At 55.7% G+C, this 22,425-nt stretch carries 19 protein-coding genes; 9 read left to right on the top strand and 10 right to left on the bottom strand.

Going from position 1 to position 22,425, the window contains the following annotated elements; all coding sequences use genetic code 11:
- Entirely contained in the window at positions 1-681 is a 681-nt protein-coding gene (locus GGE09_RS13215) for an amino acid ABC transporter permease (protein WP_309746613.1), read from the bottom strand.
- Between the two features lie 62 nt (positions 682-743).
- Entirely contained in the window at positions 744-1,583 is an 840-nt protein-coding gene (locus GGE09_RS13210) for a transporter substrate-binding domain-containing protein (RefSeq protein WP_309746612.1), read from the bottom strand.
- Between the two features lie 137 nt (positions 1,584-1,720).
- Between GGE09_RS13210 and GGE09_RS13205 the strand changes: the two genes are divergently transcribed.
- The 6 genes from GGE09_RS13205 to GGE09_RS13180 all read left to right on the top strand — a co-directional run bounded on the left by GGE09_RS13205 (position 1,721) and on the right by GGE09_RS13180 (position 9,224).
- A complete protein-coding gene (locus GGE09_RS13205) occupies positions 1,721-2,962 on the top strand; it encodes an MFS transporter (protein ID WP_309746611.1) in 1,242 nt (413 codons plus the stop codon).
- 419 nt (positions 2,963-3,381) lie between these two features.
- A complete protein-coding gene (locus tag GGE09_RS13200; protein ID WP_309746610.1) occupies positions 3,382-4,509 on the top strand; it encodes a zinc-dependent alcohol dehydrogenase family protein in 1,128 nt (375 codons plus the stop codon).
- Positions 4,510-4,786: 277 nt separating this feature from the next.
- Positions 4,787-5,944, top strand: a complete 1,158-nt coding sequence (locus tag GGE09_RS13195) for an acyl-CoA dehydrogenase family protein (protein WP_309746609.1) — start codon at positions 4,787-4,789, stop codon at positions 5,942-5,944.
- Positions 5,945-6,240: 296 nt separating this feature from the next.
- Positions 6,241-7,176 (top strand): LysR substrate-binding domain-containing protein, encoded by a 936-nt coding sequence (locus GGE09_RS13190; protein WP_309746608.1) that lies wholly within the window; start codon positions 6,241-6,243, stop codon positions 7,174-7,176.
- Positions 7,177-7,316: 140 nt separating this feature from the next.
- Positions 7,317-8,438 carry a CaiB/BaiF CoA-transferase family protein gene (locus GGE09_RS13185; protein WP_309746607.1) on the top strand — a complete coding sequence of 374 codons (1,122 nt, stop codon included), beginning with the start codon at positions 7,317-7,319 and terminating at the stop codon, positions 8,436-8,438.
- Positions 8,439-8,516: 78 nt separating this feature from the next.
- Positions 8,517-9,224 carry a GntR family transcriptional regulator gene (locus tag GGE09_RS13180; RefSeq protein ID WP_309746606.1) on the top strand — a complete coding sequence of 236 codons (708 nt, stop codon included), beginning with the start codon at positions 8,517-8,519 and terminating at the stop codon, positions 9,222-9,224.
- Between the two features lie 36 nt (positions 9,225-9,260).
- Here GGE09_RS13180 and kynU read toward each other — a convergent pair whose 3' ends face one another.
- The 8 genes from kynU to GGE09_RS13140 all read right to left on the bottom strand — a co-directional run bounded on the left by kynU (position 9,261) and on the right by GGE09_RS13140 (position 19,110).
- Positions 9,261-10,511, bottom strand: coding sequence for a kynureninase (gene kynU / locus GGE09_RS13175; protein ID WP_309746605.1), 1,251 nt, complete (start codon positions 10,509-10,511; stop codon positions 9,261-9,263).
- 165 nt (positions 10,512-10,676) lie between these two features.
- Positions 10,677-12,080 (bottom strand): M20 family metallopeptidase, encoded by a 1,404-nt coding sequence (locus GGE09_RS13170; RefSeq protein ID WP_309746604.1) that lies wholly within the window; start codon positions 12,078-12,080, stop codon positions 10,677-10,679.
- Positions 12,077-13,657: a gamma-glutamyltransferase gene (locus GGE09_RS13165; protein WP_309746603.1), complete on the bottom strand. Its 1,581-nt coding sequence runs from the start codon at positions 13,655-13,657 to the stop codon at positions 12,077-12,079. The genes GGE09_RS13170 and GGE09_RS13165 overlap by 4 nt, the downstream gene beginning before the upstream one ends.
- Positions 13,654-14,673, bottom strand: a complete 1,020-nt coding sequence (locus GGE09_RS13160; RefSeq protein ID WP_309746602.1) for an ABC transporter ATP-binding protein — start codon at positions 14,671-14,673, stop codon at positions 13,654-13,656. Before GGE09_RS13160 ends, GGE09_RS13165 begins: the two co-directional genes overlap by 4 nt.
- A complete protein-coding gene (locus tag GGE09_RS13155) occupies positions 14,670-15,665 on the bottom strand; it encodes an ABC transporter ATP-binding protein (RefSeq protein ID WP_309746601.1) in 996 nt (331 codons plus the stop codon). Before GGE09_RS13155 ends, GGE09_RS13160 begins: the two co-directional genes overlap by 4 nt.
- Before the next feature lie 4 nt (positions 15,666-15,669).
- On the bottom strand, positions 15,670-16,581 hold the full coding sequence (locus GGE09_RS13150; protein ID WP_309746600.1) for an ABC transporter permease: 912 nt from the start codon (positions 16,579-16,581) through the stop codon (positions 15,670-15,672).
- A 1-nt stretch (position 16,582) separates the two neighbouring features.
- A complete protein-coding gene (locus GGE09_RS13145) occupies positions 16,583-17,500 on the bottom strand; it encodes an ABC transporter permease (protein WP_309746599.1) in 918 nt (305 codons plus the stop codon).
- A gap of 116 nt (positions 17,501-17,616) precedes the next feature.
- Entirely contained in the window at positions 17,617-19,110 is a 1,494-nt protein-coding gene (locus GGE09_RS13140; RefSeq protein WP_309746835.1) for an ABC transporter substrate-binding protein, read from the bottom strand.
- 201 nt (positions 19,111-19,311) lie between these two features.
- On the opposite strand from GGE09_RS13140, the gene GGE09_RS13135 reads away from it, so the two are divergent.
- From GGE09_RS13135 to GGE09_RS13125, 3 genes are all read left to right on the top strand, one after another.
- Entirely contained in the window at positions 19,312-20,082 is a 771-nt protein-coding gene (locus tag GGE09_RS13135) for an IclR family transcriptional regulator (RefSeq protein WP_309746598.1), read from the top strand.
- A gap of 96 nt (positions 20,083-20,178) precedes the next feature.
- Positions 20,179-20,808: a TetR/AcrR family transcriptional regulator gene (locus tag GGE09_RS13130; RefSeq protein WP_309746597.1), complete on the top strand. Its 630-nt coding sequence runs from the start codon at positions 20,179-20,181 to the stop codon at positions 20,806-20,808.
- Positions 20,808-22,409 (top strand): carboxyl transferase domain-containing protein, encoded by a 1,602-nt coding sequence (locus GGE09_RS13125; RefSeq protein WP_309746596.1) that lies wholly within the window; start codon positions 20,808-20,810, stop codon positions 22,407-22,409. Before GGE09_RS13130 ends, GGE09_RS13125 begins: the two co-directional genes overlap by 1 nt.
- Positions 22,410-22,425: the final 16 nt, after the last annotated feature.

The raw sequence follows: 22,425 nt of genomic DNA, 5'->3' as shown, positions 1-22,425 counted from the left end.
CTAATTCACAAGTGTTTCGCCGCTGCGGGCGAGGCGTTTTTCAAGGCGCCGCACCGCAAGCGAACAGGCGAAGATAACGGTGAAATACATAGCGGCGGCTACGCTGAACACCTCGATGGTGCGATAGGTGGATTGGGCGATGTTATTGGCCTGATACAGCAGGTCGGCATAAGAAATCGTGCTGACCAGCGTGGTGGTTTTCATCAGTTCGATGGCCCGTTCCAGAAAGGCGGGGATCATGCGGGTGACGGCTTGGGGCAGGATGATCCGGCGCAGCGTGGCGTTGCGGTTCATGCCAATGGCCTTTGACGCCTCCCATTGGCCTTTATCAATGGATTGGATACCGCCGCGAAAGACTTCGGCGAAAAAGGCAGAGCTTTGCAGTGAAAAGGTCAGCACCGAGGCGCGGAACGGGTCTATTTCAACGCCGATCAGGATTGGCAGGGCGAAGAAAAACCAGAATAATTGTGCGATCGGGGGGGTGGTGCGCAGGAATTCAATCACAAATCCCACAGGCAGGCGGATCGGCCAACTGCCGTAAAGCCGCGCCAAGGCCAGCATTAACCCCAGTGGCACGCCAAACAGCAACGACAATCCCGTGACTTTCAGCGTATTGACCAGCCCCAATAGCAGCAGATCGAAATCGCGAAAGACGATGCCGAAATCCCATTCATAGCCCATAGCGTAATCCTTTTCTTAGGACCCGAAGCAAGGGAAAACCCCTGCTTCGGGAAAGGCAGTGTTCACCATTCTTCGCGGCGAATGGCCGGAACGCTGTCAGGGTCTACTCCGAATTCGGTCAGGAATTCTTCGTACCAAACCTGTGTTTGACCGGTTTCATAGTAATAGGAAATCGCGGTGTTTACCCAATCGCGGAAACGGGTGTCGGACTCTCGCCGCACACCGGCAGATGACGCAGACTGGCGCAAAGGGGCGGGCAGAACGATCTGGCCCCGACCGATTTTCTTGCGCATGGCAATCAGGGGCGGGTGGAACAGGGACACGGCATTCACACGTTTGGACTGGAAGGCCGCAACAGATTCACCATTGGACGGAAAGCGCAGGATTTCTGCGTTGGTCAGGCGGGCCGAAACATAGCGATCCATGGTGGTGCCTTGTGTGACGGCAATTTTCAGATCGGGTTTGTCCAGATCGTCCCATGTTTTGATGTTCAACTCGTCGTCAGCCAGAACCGCCAATGCGTAATACAGCAAAGGCTGGGCTGGGAAATCAATGGCCATGGCGCGGGCAGGGGTGGCGTCCAGCACGAACATAATGTCGATTTGATTGGCTTGCAGGGCGGAAACGGCGGTGCCCCAGGTGACCTCAACCGGTTCCAGTTCTACGCCCAAAGTTTCAGCCATCGCCGCCCCGATAGAAGTGCCAAGGCCGCTCCAGGAATTGGTGGCGGGGTTTTTGAAAAACCATGGCGGGGCTTGTGTGACGCCGATGCGCAGGGTGCCGCGCTCTTGGATGGCGTCCCAGGTGGATGTGTCTTGTGCGGTTGAGGGTGTGGTGATGGCGAACAATGTGGATAAGACCACCAGCAAAGCCACCAGCTTGGTTTGAAGGGTTCGAATCATTTTTCTCTCCTGTTGTGGATGCAGTAAATTGAGGTGGAACTTGTAGGATTGTCAACAATCTTACAAGTATGCTCATTTTATAAAAACCAGCCAAAAACCCATGGCCCTCGGCGCTGGTTTTCCCCTAGTCTGCCCCCATGAGCGAACACACGGCCCAAGGCGGGCATCACGACGCAGGATTTGCCCGCTACCGTTGGGCCATGCTAGGCGGCATCTGGCTGATCTATTACAGCTTTGGCGTGGTTGCGGGGTCTATGGCGCCTTTGGTTAGTCGGATTTCGCAAGATTTGGCCATAGATTTCGCCACCATGGGCGCGATCATGGGGGCTTGGCCGTTGATGTATATCTTCGCGGCGATCCCCTGTGGAATCCTGCTGGACCGCCTTCAACCGCGTTTGGCTATGTTTATCGGGGGCGTGCTGATCGCGGTCTCGTGTCTGGGGCGGGCTTGGGCCTTTGATGGCACTGGTATGTTTATATCTGTGGCCCTGTTTGGGCTTGGCGGTCCGTTGATTTCCATCGGCGCGCCTAAACTGATAACCCTTTGGTTCGACGGCCCTAATCGCGGGCTTGCGATGGGGATTTATATCACGGGGCCTGCCCTTGGCACGGCCAGCGCGCTGGCGCTGACCAATGCGATTTTATTGCCTTGGGCGGGGGATGACTGGCGCTTGGTGATGCAAGCCTTTGCCGCGCTGACCCTGTTAACCGCACTGATATGGTTTCTGATCGCAAGCCATCCTTTAGCCAGTGACATCACATCCCGAACGGAGTCCGCAGCTGGGTTTACCCTGTCCAGCATACCCCAAATCCTGAAGCTTCCCGCAGTGCAGGCATTGCTGGCTATGGCGGTGTGTATTTTCTTTATCAACCACGGCCTGAACAACTGGCTACCCGAGGTTTTGCGCGCCAAAGGCTTCACCGCTGCGGATGCGGGGTTTTGGGCGTCGATGCCGACGATGGTGGGGATCGCCAGTTCGTTGATTGTCCCCCGCTTTGCAGTGCCCAGTCGTCGCTTGGCCGTCATGGCGTCGATTTTTGGTTCCGTTCTGATCGCGAGCCTTTTGCTGCAAGCCCAAAGCGGCGCAGTGCTGATTTTCGGGCTGGTTCTGCTGGGCATAGCGCGCGGATCCATGATGGCGTTGGCCATGCAGGCGTTGATGGAAACACCCGGCGTGCCGCGTGCGCAATTGGGGTTGGCAGGCGGCCTGTTTTTCGTTGCAGCAGAACTGGGTGGCGTTCTTGGGCCTGTCACGTTGGGTGTGTTTTTTGATCGCTACGCAGAGTTCTATCAAGCGCTACTGGTGCTTGCCGGGGTGGCTTTGATGCTGGTTTTATTGACGGTACTTCTGGCTAGAATAAACCGGAAAAACCGTTAAAAACTAGTGTATTGGCCTCACAAAGCCTTTTGCCGAAGCTGGTTTAATGACGTGTGTTTTTGGCCAGGTAGTTTTAACTACAATTTTTAAAGACCATCGTCGCATAGACTTATCCCATATCATTTCCGATAGCAGGGGCGACCCGTGCGCTACCGTGTAGCGCGAAAGGCGGCATCGCCTATGTCACCGAAGATCGCAAGGAATGGGGGATGAAAATTTCTACTTGGGATGCTGAACGTGGATCAGGGCAGGGCCGTAGCGAATAATCCCCTATTGGCCCGAAATTCTGAATCCGTCGGACCGCATACTTGTGTCGCGGCGGGGTCGGGTAGTAGAAGAATTGTTAATGGGTGAAACGACCGAAGAAAAACAATGTATGCAGCCGTGTACTGACGGCCGCCAAGACGGGAAAGACGAACATGAAAATTAAAGCAGCCGTACTAGAAGAAATCGGGCGCGATATGCCCTATGGGACAACCCAACCTTTGGTGGTGCAGGAAATTGATCTGGACGGCCCCCAGCACGGCGAGGTTCTGGTGCGTATTGTGGCGGCTGGTCTGTGTCATTCCGATCTGTCCACCATCAACGGCGACCGCCCCCGACCCGTGCCAATGGTTCTGGGTCATGAGGCCGCGGGCATCGTCGAAGAAGTTGGCGCGGGTGTCACCGATCTGGTGGCGGGGGATCATGTTGTCTGTGTTTTTGTGCCGGGCTGTGGCCATTGCGCCCCCTGCAAAAGCGGACGTCCGGCCCTGTGTGAACCAGGTGCAGCGTCAAACGGGGCGGGTACTTTGTTGGGCGGCGGTATTCGGCTAAGCCGCAACGGGTCGCCTGTTTTGCATCACTGTGGCGTGTCTTGTTTCGCTGAATATGCCACCATGTCGCGGTATTCGCTGGTGAAAATTGATAAGGAAACCCCGCTACATATTGCTGCTCTGATGGGGTGCGCGGTGCTAACAGGAACGGGGGCCGTGTTTAACGCTGGCGCTGTTGATCCTGCCAGCACCACGGCGATTGTGGGTCTGGGCGGTGTGGGTCTGGCAGCTGTCATGGGCGCTGTGGCAACGGGTGCAGAAACCATTGTAGCCGTGGACCGGATACCCGAAAAACTGGCGCTGGCATTGGAATTGGGCGCGACCCATGCGGTGAATGCGGATGACGCGGATGCGCTGGAAAACATTCGTGAAACCACCAAAGGCGGCGTGGATTCCGCGCTTGATTTCACGGGCAGCGCGCGGGCTTTGGAATTCAGCTTTGGGATCACACGGCGCGGCGGCACTACGGTGACGGCAGGCCTTCCAAACCCTGCGGCCCGTTTGGATTTGCCCGCCGTGACTTTCACCGCCGAAGAACGCACATTGAAAGGCAGCTATCTCGGGTCTGGCGTCCCCTCACGGGATATTCCCAAATTTCTTGCGCTGCACAATCGGGGCAAACTTCCTGTGGAACGGCTGATGACCCATCGCCTGAATCTGGAAGACATCAACGAAGGTTTTGACAAACTGCATGACGGCACCGCCATCCGCCAGATTATCGACTTCAGCTAAAGCAGCATTCCAAGGTCATACTCGACCTTAGCATCGCGCTATCGGACCGAAACCTGTTTAGTGTTTCCTTTGGGGGGAAAGCTGGTCTTATCGGCATGCCAATTGTGCAAGAAAGACCTGTTGGAACCGGTTGATGTCGTTAAATGGACGGGGGCGTGAGGGCTAGTTTTTCGGGCCTAGCCATAGAACAAACCTATAGCTGCTATTGGAAGTTTGCTCTGCCTGTTCTGAGCAACCCAGCTTATAAACCGCCAAAGACCGCTCGGAAGGAAAGACAATGCCAGTGATTGAAACACATGATGAAATCCGCGAGGCGGTTGGCAAACTATGTCAAAAGTTCCCGGGCGAATACTGGCGCAAGCTGGATGAAGACCGCGCCTACCCAACGGAATTTGTCACGGCCCTGACCGAGGCTGGCTTTCTGTCTGCATTGATCCCCGAAGAATTCGGCGGCTCTGGCCTGCCCATGTCTGCCGCGGCGGTTATCCTTGAGGAGATTCACCGTCAGGGCTGTAATGCAGGGGCATGCCATGCCCAGATGTACACTATGGGAACCCTGCTGCGGCACGGATCAGACGCCCAAAAACAGACGTATTTGCCAAAAATCGCCGCCGGCTCCCTGCGATTGCAGGCCTTTGGGGTGACAGAACCCACCAGCGGCACAGACACCAGTGCCTTGCGCACAGTGGCGCGATTGGACGGGGAAAACTACATTGTGAACGGCCAGAAGATCTGGATTTCGCGCACGGAACATTCTGATTTGATGATCCTTTTGTGCCGCACCACACCCCAAGATCAAGTCGCCAAACGTACCCATGGGCTATCGGTTCTGATCGTGGATATGCGCGAGGCTATGGAAAACGGCATGACCATCCGCCCGATCCGCACCATGATGAATCACGCCACCACAGAGTTGTTTTTTGACGATGTGCCAGTGCCCGCTAAAAATCTGATCGGAGTGGAAGGCAAAGGTTTTAGCTATATCCTGTCCGGGATGAACGCCGAACGCATCTTGATCGCGGCGGAATGTATTGGCGATGCGAAATGGTTTATCGAAAAAGCTGCGACCTATGCTGGCGAACGCGTGGTGTTTGGCCGCCCGATCGGCCAGAACCAAGGCGTGCAATTCCCCATTGCCAAAGCCTATGCCCGTATGCGCGCAGCCGAGTTGATGCTTCACGAAGCTATCCGTCTGTATGAAGCTGGCGAAAACCCCGGTGCCGAGGCCAATATGGCAAAAATGTTAGCCGCAGAGGCCAGTTGGGAAGCCGCCGAAGCCTGTGTTCAAACCCACGGCGGCTTTGGTTTTGCCGAGGAATATGACGTAGAGCGCAAATTCCGCGAAACCCGTCTTTATCAAGTGGCCCCGATTTCCACCAATCTGATCCTGTCTTATCTTGCCGAACATGTGCTCGGTATGCCGCGCAGCTATTGAGCGGCGGAATGTTATGACGATCCCCAAGACCTCGCGGCCTTTGCGACTGGTCCCGTTTGCGCAAGTGAAGACATGCAGCGGACGACAACGGGTCAAGCCAGCTTTGGCAAGCGGTTGCGGGGCTTGCCAAAGCAGAGGATCTTCGCGGGTTGTCGGGGCTGTTGGCAGGATAAACCGGTGTCGGGCGTTTCTGCCTTGCCCTGCGGGTGGCCATAGGGATAACCTATTCCTATCGGGTCAAATCCTTGCGTCTAAACTGTGGGTTAGGCGGGCAATGGTTGGCCCACAGGGGGACTATGGACTCACGTCAACTTGGATATTTTCGCCAGATTATTGACAGCGGCTCGCTGACGGCAGCGGCGCGGCAATTGGGTATCGCCCAGCCTTCTTTGTCCCAACATGTACGTAATCTGGAACAGTTTCTAGCCACTGAACTGCTGCTTAGAACTGCGCGGGGTGTGGTGCCAACCGAGGCAGGGCGTGTGTTGTATGACTATGCGGTGCAGGTCACCGATTTAATGAAATCCGCCGAAGACGCAGTGCATAGTACAGGATCAAAACCCGTGGGACGGGTCAGTTTTGGTATGCCCGCATCAGTATCAATGGCGCTGTCGATCCCCTTGGCCGAAACCATTCGCCTTGAAATGCCGGACGTACAATTCTGCGCGGTAGAAGCGATGAGCGGCCATATCAAAGACCTGATCCGAACCCGTGAAATAGATTTGGCATTGCTCTATGACGTTGAAGAATTAGGGGAATGTACCTCGCAGTTGTTGCTGCGCGAGGATCTTTGGTTCTATGCTGCTGCGGACGACTGGCCTTTTGACACAGCCCCTGGCGTGCCGGTTGCCCTGTCTAAAATCGCGGATCTTGATATGGTTCTACCTTCAAAACGACACGGTTTGCGTATTCTGGTGGACCGGGTCACGCGCAAGGTCGGGGTTGAATTGAAGGCGCGGATTGAAATGGACTCTTTGCAACAAATAAAAGGGTTGGTCGCGCGGGGTAGCGGGTACACTATTTTGTCACCAGCTGCGGTGCACGACATGGTCAGCACGGGGGCATTGATCGGCAGCCAAATTATTGAGCCCGAGATCGAACGTCCGGTCTATTTAGCCCGCTCAACCCGTCATGTCACTGCAGCCAGTCGGGCCACTGAAACTTATTGCCTTGAAGTGATCCGCGATCTTGTGCGTCGTGACCTGTGGAAGGCCCATTTGGTGGGCGGCTAAAGGAAATACCTATGGCCTAGGTCTGTTGATAGGCTTGCGGATGGGGGGTATAGGCCAACTCTATGGCTGGGAAACGAGGCTTTCGCCAGACGGATCAGACCCGCTAAACTAGCGAAATACGAACAAATCAGGAGGATACTATGGGCGAGTTAGACGGAGTGTTGGTTGTCGCAATCGAGCACGCAGTGGCCGCGCCCTATGCCTCGGGTAAGTTGGCGGATGCGGGCGCGCGGGTGATCAAGGTCGAACGGCCCGAAGGGGATTTTGCCCGCAAATATGACGCGCTGGTCGAGGGAGAAAGTGCCTATTTTGTGTGGCTGAATCGGGGAAAGGAATCCGTTTGTCTCGATCTTAAAAAGCCAGAGGACCGCGATATTGTGTTGTCTATGGTGAAACAGGCGGATGTGCTGATCCAGAATCTGGGGCCGGGTGTGATGGATCGTTTGGGGCTTGGGGCAGCGGGTCTGACCTCGCAAAACCCTGCGCTGATCATCTGCAATATTTCGGGCTACGGGAACGAAGGACCGCGGGCGAAACAAAAGGCGTATGACTTGCTGATACAGGCTGAAAGCGGACTTTGTGCGATTAATGGCACGCCTGAAGGGGCCGCCCGCGTGGGTGTTTCTGTGTGTGATATTGCAGCGGGAATGACCGCCTACCAAGCCATACTAGAGGCCTATATCGGCCGGTTGAAAACCGGAAAAGGCCGCGTGATTGATGTGTCTTTGTATCACGCGATGGCAGATTGGATGAACGTCCCCTATCTGCAACACCGCTATGGCGGATTTACCCCACAGCGTAATGGGTTGCAGCACCCCTCTATCGCGCCTTACGGGGCGTTTGACTGTGCGGATGGTAAGGTTCTGTTGATTTCAATTCAGAATGAGCGGGAGTGGAAGAACCTGTGTGAAGTGGCATTTGAATCGCCAGAAGCGGTTGCCAAAGAAGGGTTTTCCAGTAATTCGGAACGGGTTGCCAATCGGCCCGAAGTTGACGGATGGTGTGCTGCGCAATTCAAAAAACGCAGCCGCGCGGAAAACATTGCGTTGCTGGAAAAAGCGCAAATTGCGTTTGGACGCTTGTCTGATTTAGATGATCTGGCTGCCCATCCGCAGAACCGATTTATCACATTGGACACCCCGGCAGGGGGGATCGAGTTACTGGCCCCGGGCAGTGCTGTGCGGGGGGAGGCGAAATCCTATGGTAAGGTTCCAGCCTTGGATGCGGATGGACAGAATATCCGCAAGGAATTTTCTGTTTAGAGCGGGTGTAAATCTATATATAGTTCGGGGAGCACGACCATTTAAAATATACTGACAATCCCTAAGGAGCCCCGCGCAGTGTCCAAAACCGAGCAGGCCTATCAAAAGCTGCGCCATGACATCCTGTTTACGCGATTGTTGCCGGATACGCCGCTGAACCTGAAAAAACTCTGTGACACTTATGGTTTTGGCTGGACCCCCATGCGCGAGGCTTTGGCGCGGCTGGAATCCGAACAACTGGTGCAATCTCGTGAAAATCGGGGGTTCACAGTGGCCTCTGTATCCGAAGCGGATCTTAAAGACCTGACCAAAGCGCGGCTGACAGTTGAGCTGGCCATGCTGCGCGAAGCCATAGAATTTGGCGATGAGGCTTGGGAGGAAAAGATCGTCACCACACATTTTCGTCTGAGCCGATCCAAGGTGGATGCGCGCAAACTGACGGATGCGGATTTTGACGCGTGGGAGGTGCTACACGACGGGTTTCACCGCGCTGTGTTGGCGGCCTGCCCTTCAAAAACGTTGCATTATTTCTACGATCACGTGAATGCGCAACTGCTGCGGCATCGCAAATTTCTGGCCATAAGTCCTGCCATTAAAGCCGCGCGAGATGGGGCGCAGGATAGGGAAAATGTGCTGCGAAGTTTGGAGAATGCTGTGGCCCTTGACGGGCACACTGCGATTATGAATGCTGTGACTGATCGAGATGTCACCTTAGCCACAGAGCTGTTAACGGCGCATATCCAATTGACTCGTAAAGTGTTTTCCGTAGCAAAACCAAAGGTTTAAACCGCCCTGTAAAGGGCGGCGTTTTGGGGATTCCGCTTAGGTTACAGCCTGACGGGTTTTGAATTTGGGCTGGTCCCATTCGCCGGTTTCCATAATCTCGCGCAGATGTCTTACCGCATTCCAGATGTCGATAAATTGCACATATGGGGCGGCAAAACCAAAGCGCAGGATGTCAGGCGTACGGAAATCGCCAATGACCCCGCGGGCGATTAATGCCTGCATGATCGGATATCCGTCGGCGTGGGTTAGGGACACTTGGCTGCCGCGATTTTCGCTGTTGCGCGGGCTGGCAAGATCGAAATTCATGCCCGCCAGTTCCTGTTCCACCAAGGCAATGAACAGATCGCCAAGCTGCATGTTTTTCGTTCGCAGCGCTGTCATATCCACATCCGCGAACACGCCAAGTGCGCTTTCCAATGTGATCAACCCAAGCTGCGAGGCTGTACCTGTCAGCATCTTGTCAATCTTGGCGTGGGGTTCAAATCCTTGCGTGAATTCAAAGGGTTTCGCGTGGCCGTGCCAGCCTGTCAATGGTTGGTGCATATCGGCCAAATGGCGCGAGGCTACAAAGACAAACGCAGGCGCGCCCGGTCCCCCGTTAAGGTATTTATAACCGCACCCGATGGCAAAATCGGCGTTACAGCCATTCAGGTCAACAGGCAGTGCGCCAGCAGAATGGGCCAGATCCCAGACCACCAAGCCGCCCAATTCTTGGGCTTTGGCTGTGATGCCAGCCATGTCATAGATGCGCCCCGTTTTGTAATGCACGTGGGTCAGTTGAACGGCGGCCAAGTCGGTGCCAGCTTCTTCAATGGCTTTTTCCACGTCTTCGGGCGCGACACAGCGCAATTCATAGCCCATCATCTGGGCAACTTCGGCGTTGATATAGACGTCGGTCGGGAAATTCCCCTGTTCTGAAACGATAATTTTACGATCCGGGCGCATACGCAGCGCGCCCACCATAACCTTATAAAGGTTAACAGAAGTGGAATCGCAGACCACAACTTCATCATTATTTGCGCCGATCAAACGGGCGATGGCCGACCCTGTACGTTGGGGTGCTGGATACCAGTCAGCCGTGTTCCAACTGCGGATCAGACCCTGACCCCATTCCTGTACAACCGCTTTTTGCAGCCGCTCCATCACACCTTTTGGCAATGCGCCCAGTGAGTTACCGTCAAGATAGATGGTGTCTGCGGGCAGATCAAAACGATCGCGCAGATGGGCCAGTGGGTCGTTTGCGTCCATCTGTTGCACGGTTTGAAAAGTGTGGGTCTGTGCGGTCATGTTTGATGCTCCGGTATGCAAGGGATGGGAGTGGGCTGTTGGTGAGGACTATTTTATATATCTACATACACAAATGCAAATATTATATATAATATTACTGGGCCACAAAAAAGGCCACGACCGGATGGGTCGCAGCCTTTGGCAAATACTTGCTTTGCAGCGGATTTAGGCAGATTTTTTCGCGGGCAGTGCGTCTTTATCCGCGCCAATGTCCCAGAAAAGTCCCGCCATAACCCGTAGGGCGTCACGGCATAGTGGTTTTAGAACATGTTCATCGGGTGCATGTTGCGAACAACCGCGATAGCTGTGGGGCACCCAAACCGTGGGCAGGCCCAAGATGTCGCTAAAGCTGTCGTTGGGCAGCGATCCCGCAAGGTTTGGCAGCACATGGGGCGGTTTCCCAGCGGTGCGGGTCAGGCTGTCTTTGACATAGCCGACCCACGGATGGGACGGATCAAGCCGTGTGGCGGCAAAGAAGCCTCGATCCTGGGGGGTGATTTTCACAGCCTCAAACCCGTTGGCATCCAGATGGCGGCGCAAGGAGGGCAGGATATCATCCGTGTCTGTGCCAACCACATAGCGCAACTGGCAGGTGGCCCGCGCCGAGGCGGAAATCGCATTTACCGGCGCATCAGGCACGCCCGATGTCATGGCCAGAACCGCAAAACTGTTCCAGCCGTACACCCGCTCGGCGGGGGTCAGATCAACTTCGCCCCAGTCCTCATTTACTTCAGGGCCGTCGCCTTCGGATACTGGCAGACCGTGAAGTGCTGCGCGGATGTCATCGGTCAGGCTTGTCGGGCGCCATTCTGGAATCAGGATTTGGCCGCGACGATCCGTGATGGTTGCCAATGCGTGGGACAGGATGATCGCGGGATCGGCCAGTAATCCCCCCCAGTTGCCTGAATGATGCGCCCCTTCGCGCAGATCAAGGGTCAGATCAAACCCCATCCCGCCGCGTGACCCCATAAACATGGTTGGCGTTTCGGGTTGCAGCCGAGGCCCGTCTGATGCGATCAGCACATCCGCTGACAGGCGGTCTTTCTGGGCCTCAAAGAATTCGCGCAAACCAGCGGATCCGGTTTCTTCGCTCATTTCGATGATGATTTTGGAATTGAACCCAAGCGATCCGCGTTCCGCCAGAACTGTTTCCAGTGCGGCAATGTTGATCAGGTGCTGGCCTTTGTTATCCGCCGTGCCACGGCCGTACAGTCGATCACCCTCCTCGACCAGTTTGAACGGGTGCAGTCCTTCGCGCCATTGTTCGGTCTGGGCGCGGATCACATCGCCGTGGCCATAGGTCAGAACGGTGGTCAGGGCAGGGTCTTCGATCCGCTCCCCAATTAGCAGCGGGCCGCCGCGAGGGTCGGGGTTGGGGAAGATTTCACACTTAAAACCAGCGGCTTGCAGGCGGGGCAGCATGGCTTGTTCCAGATAGACCAGCAGGTCGGGCTGACGGTCATAGTTCTGGCTTTCGGTTTCATGGGCAACCAAAGCCCCCAGTTCGGTCTGAAATGTGCCTGCATCAAAATAGCTGCTGATGCGGTCTATTGCGGCGTCGCGGGTCATATTTGGTCCTCGGATATTGCATCGCCCCAAGGCGACATGATTTCGGTGCAGCCTGCGTTTTTCCCGTCGCGGCGCATCACACCGGCTGTACAGGCAAAAGCGTAGGGGAAAATGGTGCGGCGTGTGGTGTGAACAGGGTTTTGCGCGCTTAAGGCCGCGATCACATCGGCGGGCAGGGCGTCATCTGCCACAACCGTGTCGCCGCCCGAAATATCAACGCGGGGTTGGTGAAAAGCATCCGACAGGGACATGCCGTAATCGCACATGAAGGACGATAATTGCGCCACAGCCCCAACGATTTTACGCCCGCCCGATGCGCCAAAGGCAAAGCGGGTGCCTGTGCCTGTATCGCCCAGAACGGGGCAGACATTCATCAAGCATGGTTTGTCAGGGGCCAGCGAATTGGGGCGGCCTTGGACTGGATCGAACCACATCACACCGTTGTTCATCAAGAACCCTGTGGATGGAGACACCACACGGCTGCCAAAAATCGATAGCAGGGTTTGGGTCTGTGCAACCATATTGCCATGGCGATCCACAACAGAGAAATGAGTGGTGCAGCCCGGTGCCTCGGGGCTTTCGCCGTCATGGCCCATTTCGCCTAAGCGTTTGGCGTATGCGGCTTTTAATCCGTTAACATAGGCGCAATAGGCGTCAGCATTCGGGGATTCCCCTGTCATACCGGCTTTGCCCAGATGGTCATAGATTTGCTGGAACGTGGGGCCAGCGGTTAGCCCCGGCATCACATCAAAGCGGGCTTTGCCGTGATTGAATGTCAGCGGATCGTGGAATGTGGCGTGATAGCTGCGCAGGTCTTCATGGCTGAGGCTGCCGCCTTTGGCTTGTATATCTGCGGCCATTGCGGCGCCAAGATCACCGTCGTACATCTCGCGCGGGCCTTTATCGGCGATTTCGGACAAGGATCGCCCCATCGCCGTCATATCCAACCGCTTTTCTGCGATACTGGTCCAGCCTGCGATAGTCGGCCATTGTCCGTCTTCTAGGAACAGGGCCGCAGCATCAGGGTCTTGGGCCAGTGCGCGGGTGGTGGAGGCAATGATCAGCGCCGCGTACCAATCCACATACAGACCCTCATTGGCCAGATCGACAGCGGGTTGTACCAAATCGCGCCAAGGCATTTTGCCAAAGCGGCCGTGGGCCTGTCCGACACCATCCACCAGACCCGGAACAGCAATGGATGTCGCGCCTTGCACGTTTCGATCGTCCTGCACCTTTTCCCAAGGGAACAGGTCATCGGCCTTGCCCGCGCCTGACAGTGGATAATCGGCAATATTCAGGGCTTTGGGCGACCGCATTCCGTAGTTCAGCGCATAGGCGCGGCCTTCTTCCGCGCGCCACAGCATCATGGCACCGCCACCCGCCGGACCGGACATCCAGGGTTCAACCACACCAATGGCAAAGGACACGGCGGTGGCCGCATCAACGGCATCCCCGCCCGCGGCCAACACCTCGGCTCCGATACGGGCGGCGCGGGAATGTTGCGCAGCAACCACCCCGTGTTCGGTTTCAATAACCGTTTTTTGGATCGTCTGGCTGTTGGACAGGTTGGGGATCATAGGGCGTCCTTTCGGGCCAGCGGTGCACCACTGTTATGGCCGTTTTCGGTATCAAAAAGGTGGCATTCCACATGGCCGTTCGGGGTTTGAACGGGGCGCGGAAATTGTGTGGCGCAATGGGTCATGGCCACGGGGCAGCGCGGGTGAAAGTGACAGCCCGTTGGCGGGGCAATCGGGTTTGGATATTCCATACCAAGTTCAGTATCGGGCACACCTTTGCCCGCTTCCGGCGTCAATACCGATTTCAACAGCGCCTGTGTGTAGGGGTGGCCGGAACGGTCAAACAGGCCCGCGACGCTGGATTCTTCGACAATCCGGCCCAGATACATAACAGCTACGCGGGTAGCGAGATGTTCAACCACCGCCAGATCGTGGCTGATGAACAGATAGGTCAGGTTGAATTCCGCCCGCAGATCATTCAGCAGGTTCAGGATCTGGCTTTGCACCGAAACATCCAGCGCGGATGTGGGTTCATCGCAGATCACGATTTCAGGCTTCATAATCAACGCCCGTGCGATGGCCACGCGCTGCCGCTGGCCACCGGACATCTGGCTTGGGTAGGTGCGCATCACCCTTTGGGGCAGGCCGACAATATCCAAAATTTCACGCACCGCTTTATCCTGTGAAGCGCTGTCGCCGATCCCATGCACACGCAGGGGCAGCGAAATAATATCCTGAATGGACTTGCGCGGATTAAGCGATGAATAAGGGTCTTGGAAAATCGGCTGGATGCGGCGGGCCAATGTGCGGCGATCCGTTGCACCGATAACTTCTCCGTCCACAAGGACTTCGCCGCTGGTGGGCTGTTCAAGGCCCAACAGGATTTTGGCCATGGTTGATTTGCCACAGCCCGATTCACCGACCAGCCCAAGGACTTCACCGCGATTAAGCGACAGGGACACATCGTTGACCGCCGTCAGGGGTTTGGGCTTGCCAAACATGCCTTGCTTCACGGTGTAGGTTTTTGAAACAGAGCGGAGTTCTAGGACTGGCTTTGAGGGTTCGGTAGTGCTCATACTGTGGTCTCCGCTGTGCGGTGGCCGGTTTCATGGACGCAGCGGAACCGGTGATTTTCGATAGGATTACGGTGGGGGATGTCGGTGCGACAGGCCTCTACCGCTTGATCGCAGCGGGTGCGGAACGGGCAGCCGGTGATGCCGCCCACAAGGTTTGGAACAATGCCGGGGATGGTGCCAAGACGGGCGCCCCGTTCGGTTTTACCCGGCTGCGGGATGCAGCGCAGCAGGCCACGGGTGTAGGGGTGCATCGGGGCGTTGAACACCTCTGTTGCGGACCCTGTTTCCACCAGTTCACCAGCGTACATCACCGCGACTTTATCGGCGACGCGGGCTACAACGCCCAGATCATGGGTAATCAGGATCATCGCCATGTTCATTTCACGGCCCAGATCCACCAACAGGCGCAGGATTTGCGCCTGAATGGTCACATCGAGCGCGGTGGTGGGTTCATCCGCGATGATCAATTCGGGTTCGCACATCAGGGCCATGGCAATCATCACCCGCTGGCGCAGACCGCCAGACAGTTGGTGAGGATATTGTGAAAGGCGGCTGGCGGCGGCAGTGATGCCGACTTTTTCCAGCAGTTCAATGGCGCGGGCACGGGCGGCCTCTTTGCCCACATTGCGGTGCAGCAGCAGAGCCTCCATCAACTGGTTGCCGATGGTAAAGGCCGGATTAAGCGAGGTCATCGGTTCCTGAAAAATCATCGCCATCCGATCCCCGCGCAGGGTGCGCATGGTGCGGTTGTTGGCTTTGGTCAGGTCGATCCCGTCAAATTCCATCTTGGTGGCGGTGGGTTTGATCTTACCGCCCAGCAACCCCATCAGGGCCAGCGAGGTCAGGGATTTCCCTGATCCGCTTTCGCCCACAATACACAGGGTTTCGCCACGGTTCAGGTCAAAATCAATACCGCGCACGGCGTTCAGGGTGCCCCCACCGACAGGGATGTCGATGGTCAGGTCTTTTACACTTAAAAGGGGTGTGCTCATTTGATCAGCTCCGGTTTTCGGGGGCAGTGACGTCACGCAGACCATCGCCCATCAAGTTGATCGCCAGAACCAACACAAACAAAACGGCACCGGGGATCAGCACCATCCACGGTTCGAACAGCATCATGTTCTTGCCTTCAGACACCATCAAACCCCAGCTTGGGGTGGGCGGTTGTACACCCAGACCCAGAAACGAAAGGGCTGCTTCCAACAGGATCGCATGGGCCATTTCAAGGGTCATCACAACGATCAGGTTGTTGGCGATATTGGGCATGATTTCAGACATCAGAATACGAGGTGTGGAACAGCCAACCGCTTTGGCGGCCGCCACATATTCCCGTCCGCGAACCTGTAATGTGCTCGATCGCATCACCACGGCGAAGCGATCCCACAACAGAAGGCCCAGAACCACAATGACCACCTGCAACGATCCACCAAGGATTGCCACAACAGCCAGTGCCACCAGAACCACAGGCATCGCCAGACGCACGTTGATCAGATAGGTCACAACCGCATCAACTTTGCCGCCGAAGTAACCTGCCGCCACGCCCATGGCTGTGCCGATAACCCCCGAAATCGTCGCGGCGACCGCGCCAATCAGCAAGGACACCCGTGCGCCGTAAATCAGCCGCGACAGGTAATCGCGCCCAAGGTGGTCGGTGCCAAGGGGATATTCCCATGTGCCACCCAGAAACACTGGCGGTTTCATCCGTGCCATCAGGCTTTGGGCATAGGGGTCATGTGGGGCCAGCAGCGGTGCAAAAATCGCAACCAGTACCAGAATGGCCAGAACCACAACGCCGATCATCAGGCCTTGGTGGCCAAAGATACGCTTGCGCAGCATTTGTCCGGGCGTCGGACCAACAATGGCTTCCAGCATCGGGTCGGGTTTCATAGTCGTTGTCAGATCGCTCATGTCAACCGGTCCTCATACGGGGGTCCAGCCAGGCGTTCAGCACATCCGACAGGAAGGTAAAGATGATGTAAAACAACGAAAACACCAGAATAAGCGCCTGCACTGTTGGCAGGTCATTCCGCGCGATGCTTTCCCAAGCCAGATAGCCGGCACCATGCAGCGCAAAGATGCTTTCCACCACAATGGAACCGCCCAGCATGAAGCCCATTTGAACGGCTGCCAAGCTGACCACAGGAATGATTGCATTGCGCAAAGCGTGCTTGAACAGGACCGTGAATTCGGACGCTCCTTTGGCCCGCGCCGTGCGGATATATTCAGACGACAGCACTTCCAACATGCCCGCACGGGTCAGGCGCATGATGGCAGGCATAGCGTAATAGCCCAGTACAATCGTCGGCATGATAAAGTGCCGCCATGTGGCAGTGCCTGACGGTGGCAACCAGCCCAGTTGGATGGAAAACACCACAATCAGGATCAGGCCGAACCAGAAAGACGGCATGGCTTGGCCTGCAACAGACAGGAACAGCGCCACACGGTCGATGATCGAATTGGGGCGGATGGCTGCGGCTACGCCCAATGGCACAGCCGTCAGCAAGGCAAATGAAATTCCGCACAAGCCCAGTAACATTGTGATCTGCAAACGGTCTGCAATCAGGCTGGAAACCGGCAGTTTGAAATAATAGCTTTCCCCCAGATCGCCCATCAGCGCATTGGAAAGCCATTCCCAATATTGCACCATCATCGGACGGTCAAAGCCGTAAAGAATCCGGATCGCTTCCACGTCCTGATCCGAGGCTGTTTCGCCAGCCAATGCAGCCGCCGGATCACCGGACAAAAACATCAGCGAAAAGCTGATGAGTGACACGGTGAAGGCGACCAGAATGGCAAGGCCTAAACGTTTTAAGATAAAGTTCAGCACTGGCGGGACTACCTCTCAGCTATGTGCGGGGGGATGGGGATTTGACGCGCGGCCTGTCCCTTAATCGAAAACCAAAAGCGGGGGCCATGACAGCCCCCGCCAATAAGGTGGTTACCTTAGTTCCAGTGCATTGTTGTGAAACGCAGAACTTCGTCAGGTGTTGGGGTGTAGTCGATCTCTTTTGAGTACACATAGTTTGTGTTGTACGAGAACATCGGAACCCAATAAGCCTCATCCGCGATCTTTTTCAGCGCTTTGGAATAGAATTCCTTGCGTTTGGCTGGATCGGTAGAGCTGTCAGCGATGGTCAGCCAGTCTTTGACTTCTTCGTCGCGTGCATCATCCAAAGAACCGAACTTAAAGAACTGGCTGGTGATGGCAGACGTATCGTTGATGGAGTAAGACCCCCAAGTCTGGAACGAAACCGGTGTGCCTTCTTTCATCCGCAATTCGCGCAGGGCGGAATATTGCAGCATGTTGAAGTTGGTTTTGATGCCAACTGCGTTCAGGAAAGACGAAATCGCTTCGGCATAGGCCCGGTCACGGTAGGCGTAGAAATCGGTCGAGAACCCGTCCGGATAGCCAGCTTCCGCCAACAGCGCCTTGGCTTTTTCAGGATCGTAGTCATAGCTGGTTACGTCTTGTTCACAGCCGAACTGGCTTGGGAAACAAGCGGAGGACACAACCTTACTTTTGCCTTTCAGCAAGGCACTGACCAGCGCGTTGCGGTCAATTGCGTGGGCCACAGCCTGACGCACTTTCAGTTTGGTGAACGGGTTGTCATCCCCAGTGCGGCCTGCCGCATCCAGTGTCAGATAACCGATCCGCATGGTGCTTTCGTTGGCGACAGTGAACTGGTCCATCGTCGACAGTTTTTCTGCCTGATCCGCAGGGGTTTGCCAGATCAAATCAAGCGAGCCGGAAAACAATTCCGCAATCTGTGTGTTCACATCCGGAATGGTGCGAATGTCGATTTTGGCGATTTCAGGCTGGCCCTTTGGGCTGTCATGGTAGTTTTCGTTCTTTTCCAGAACGAAATGGGACCCTGGAACAACGTCAGTCACTTTGTAAGGACCAGTGCCAACAGGTTTCAGGCCCATGCCGGATGGACCGACTTCGGCGTAATATTCGTTGGGGTACATGGACACCGGACCGGACAGGAATTCAATCGCTGCGGGGAAGGCTTCTTTCAGGTGGATGCGTACGGTGTAATCGTCGATTTTCTCGGCGGATTTCATCCAGTTCACATTACGCTGAGTTTTCACGCCATTGGCTTCGTCAGCGACAAAGTTCACAGTGAAAACAACATCATCCGCGTTGAAAACCTCGCCGTTGTGAAAGGTCACACCTTCGCGCAGTTTGAATTCCAGCGTTGTGTCGTCGATCCACTCCCAGGATGTCGCCAGATTGCCTGTATATTCGTTTGTGGCCGGATCGCGGTAGATCAGACCGTCCCAAATCGCGCGTTGCATCACAACACCTTCACGCGAAGAGTTGAAGTAGCTGTCTACGTTTTCCAGCTCTTTTGTGAAGGCTGCGTTCAACACGCCGTCTGCTTTATTAGCATAAACTGCGCCTGCTGCAAAAACTGCAGCGGTGGCAACAGCCATGCCAAGTGTTCTTACTTTATACGTCATCTTGGTTCCCTTGTTATCCGTGCCGATTGTCTCGGCTTCCCTGTTGCATATTACATTATAATATGTAGCATCGAATTGTAATTAACGCTATCAAGCACCGCAGCGAGTCGTCAAGATGAAACTTGAAGGTTTGCAGGATGCGATTGCAAAACCCAACACGCATTGGACGGGTGAATGAATATTAAGCAGAATACTTTATATGTTGCCTCATTGGCGAAAGGTTTGCGTCTTTTAAGGGCATTTGATGAAACCCATACTGACCTGTCATTGCCTGAATTGGCCGAACGCACGGGTCTGGAAAAAAGTGCGGTTCAGCGTTTGGCAAACACGCTGCATCTTGAAGGTATGTTGGACAAAGACCCGGCCACGCGGCGGTTTAGGCCGTCGCATGCCTGGTTGAATCTGGCCTATTCCTACTATTGGTCCGATCCGCTGATTCCCGTGGCGATGCCCAAGCTGATCGACCTGTCCCAAGAACTGGGAGAGACCATCAATCTGGCGGAAATTTCAGGGGATCACATCATTTATGTCAGCCGTTTGCCCTGCCAGCGGACCTATTTCGCGGCCACAGTGATCGGGCGGCGGTTGCCTGTTCTTAGCACGTCATCAGGGCGGGCGATGCTGGCGACGCGGCCTGATGACGTGCGCGAACAGGCCGTAGCAGAATGGAGCCTGCGCAGGTTTACCCCCAGCACCACACTTGATCGCGAAGACATCGGGCGCAGTGTGGAAAAGGCACGGCTCGACGGGTTTGCCATTTCGCGCAACCAGATGATTCTGAACGAAATCGGGGTGGCTGCGCCGATTCCCGGCCCTGACGGCATATCCCACGCTGCGATTCAGTGTTCGGTTTCGTCTTTTCAATGGAGCGAAGAAGACATCCAGAAAAAGATTGTACCTCTGCTTCTGGATACTGCCAACGCTATGGGCCCAGTCTCGCGTTAACAGGTTCTTTCCATTTTAAAACCTTAGCGCAGGGCTGTTGACAGGCGTGTTTGAATTACCTAACAAATGTTAGGTAGGCAAAATGGACACGTATTTATGACAGATCGCGCAGCAGAGTCTGTAAATTCCGAAAAATCCGAGGTCGGACGTCAGGGCATCCTGAACGCCGCTGCGCTGCTGTTTCGCCAGCACGGATACAGCGGCGTTTCTTTGCGTGCAGTTGCGCAGGGGGCTGGGATCAAGGCTGGCAGCATCTATTACCACTTTGCCTCAAAAGACGAGATCGTGACCGAAATCCTGAACGCGGGAATCCTTGCAGTTCATACCGAGGTAATTGCCGCCGTAGATGCTTTGCCAGACACCGCCCCTGCGGCGACCGTGATCCACGCAGCCCTGCGCGGCCATCTGCGCAGCTTGCTGGAACACGGAGATTATACTTCGGCCAATGTGCGGATATTCGGGCAAGTCCCCGAGGCCGTGCGTGATGCCAACCTATCCGCGCGGCGCAGTTATGAAACCTATTTAGACGGACTTTTGAGCGCGCTACAGGCCGAGGGCGGTCTGCGCGGTGACATCCAAATCAGCCGCATTCGATTGATGTTGATCGGCGCGTTGAACGCAACGCTGGAATGGTTTGATCCTGCAAAAGGCGGGGTGGATGCGCTTGCGGATGACTACGCCGACATTCTGCTAAACGGCCTGTTGGCCCAAAACGGAGCACGCTGATGCGCCAGTTCGCCACCAAAATTGACCCCCGCTCCCCTACGTTTGACCAGAACAGCCGTCATAGCGCTGAAATTCTGGAAACCCTGCGGGAACGGATCGCAGCAGCTACAACAGGCGGCCCAGAACGCCTGCGCCTGCGCCATTTGGAACGGGGCAAACATCTGGTGCGCGACCGGATCGACCGCGTGGTTGATCCGGGCACGGCCTTTCTGGAACTTTCGCCTTTGGCGGCTTGGGGACAATACGGCAATGATGTGCCAGCTGCGGGGATTTGTACGGGCATTGGCATGGTACAGGGCAATCCGGTCATGTTCATCGCCAATGATGCCACCGTAAAGGGCGGCAGTTTTTTCCATGAAACCGTGAAAAAACACATCCGCGCGCAGGAACTAGCAGCGCAATACCGACTGCCCTGTCTATATCTGGTGGATTGCGGCGGGGCCTATTTGCCTGAACAGGATCGGGTGTTTCCCGATCGCGATCACTTTGGCAACACCTTCCACCGTCAGTGCCGCATGTCTGCTTCCGGCTTGCCGCAGATTTCCGTGGTGTTTGGCGGCTGCACGGCGGGGGGGGCCTATATCCCTGCGCTGTCCGATCAGGTGATTATGGTTCAGGGCAACGCACGCATCCATTTGGGTGGTCCTTCCATTGTGAAAATGGCCATCAACGAGGAAATCGACGGAGAAACGCTGGGCGGTACAGACATGCACACCCGCGTTTCAGGGGTTTGTGACCACGCGGTTGCGGATGAAGATGAAGGCTTGGCGCTGGCCCGAAAATTGATGGGTGAAGCCAATATGAAGCGCATTGAAATCACGCCGGCCCAGATTGCCCCGCCCCGCTTGGACCCGTCAGAAATTAACGGTATCGTCAGTGCTGACACCAAAATGCCCTATGACGTGCGCGAACTTATCGCGCGTATGGTCGATGACAGCGCCTTTAGTGAATTCAAACCTGAGTGGGGGGAAACGCTGGTCTGTGGCACGGCTTACATCCACGGGTTGCCGATCGGAATCTTGGGAAATAACGGGGCTTTGTTGTCTGAATCATCGCTCAAAGGGGCGCATTTCATTTCTATGTGCGACCAGCGTAACATTCCGCTGTTGTTCCTGCATAATGTGCCAGGCTTTATGGTGGGGGTCGACGCAGAACGGGGCGGGATCGCCAAAAACAGCGCCAAAATGGTCTATGCCCAATCCGTGGCGCGGGTGCCGAAACTGTCGGTGATTGTTGGCGGGTCTTATGGGGCAGGCAACTATGGTATGTGCGGGCGGGGCTTTTGGCCCGACTTTATGTTCGCATGGCCAAGCGCGGTTCTGGCCACCATGTCAGCCGATATTGCCAGCAATGTGATGCTGGAATTGCGCCGCACCAATCTAAAGGCCGCACCCCCGAGCCAGGCTGAACTGGATGAAATCGAAACCCGTGTGCGGGCGCAATATACGGAGCAATCCGATCCTTATTACGCCACATCGCGCCTGTGGGATGACGGGATCATCGAACCGACGCAGACCCGCGACGTTCTGGGCCTTTGCCTGTGGTTGATCGCTACAACGCCGGAAAAAACCGATCACCACGCTCCTGTCTTTCGTATGTAGCCCAAGGAAATACCCC

It is taken from the genome of Roseobacter sp. N2S, assembly GCF_031454055.1.
Taxonomy (GTDB): Bacteria; Pseudomonadota; Alphaproteobacteria; order Rhodobacterales; family Rhodobacteraceae; genus Amylibacter.
The sequence above is the reverse complement of the archived record's forward strand: the minus strand, read 5'-3'. Positions and strand labels throughout refer to the sequence as shown.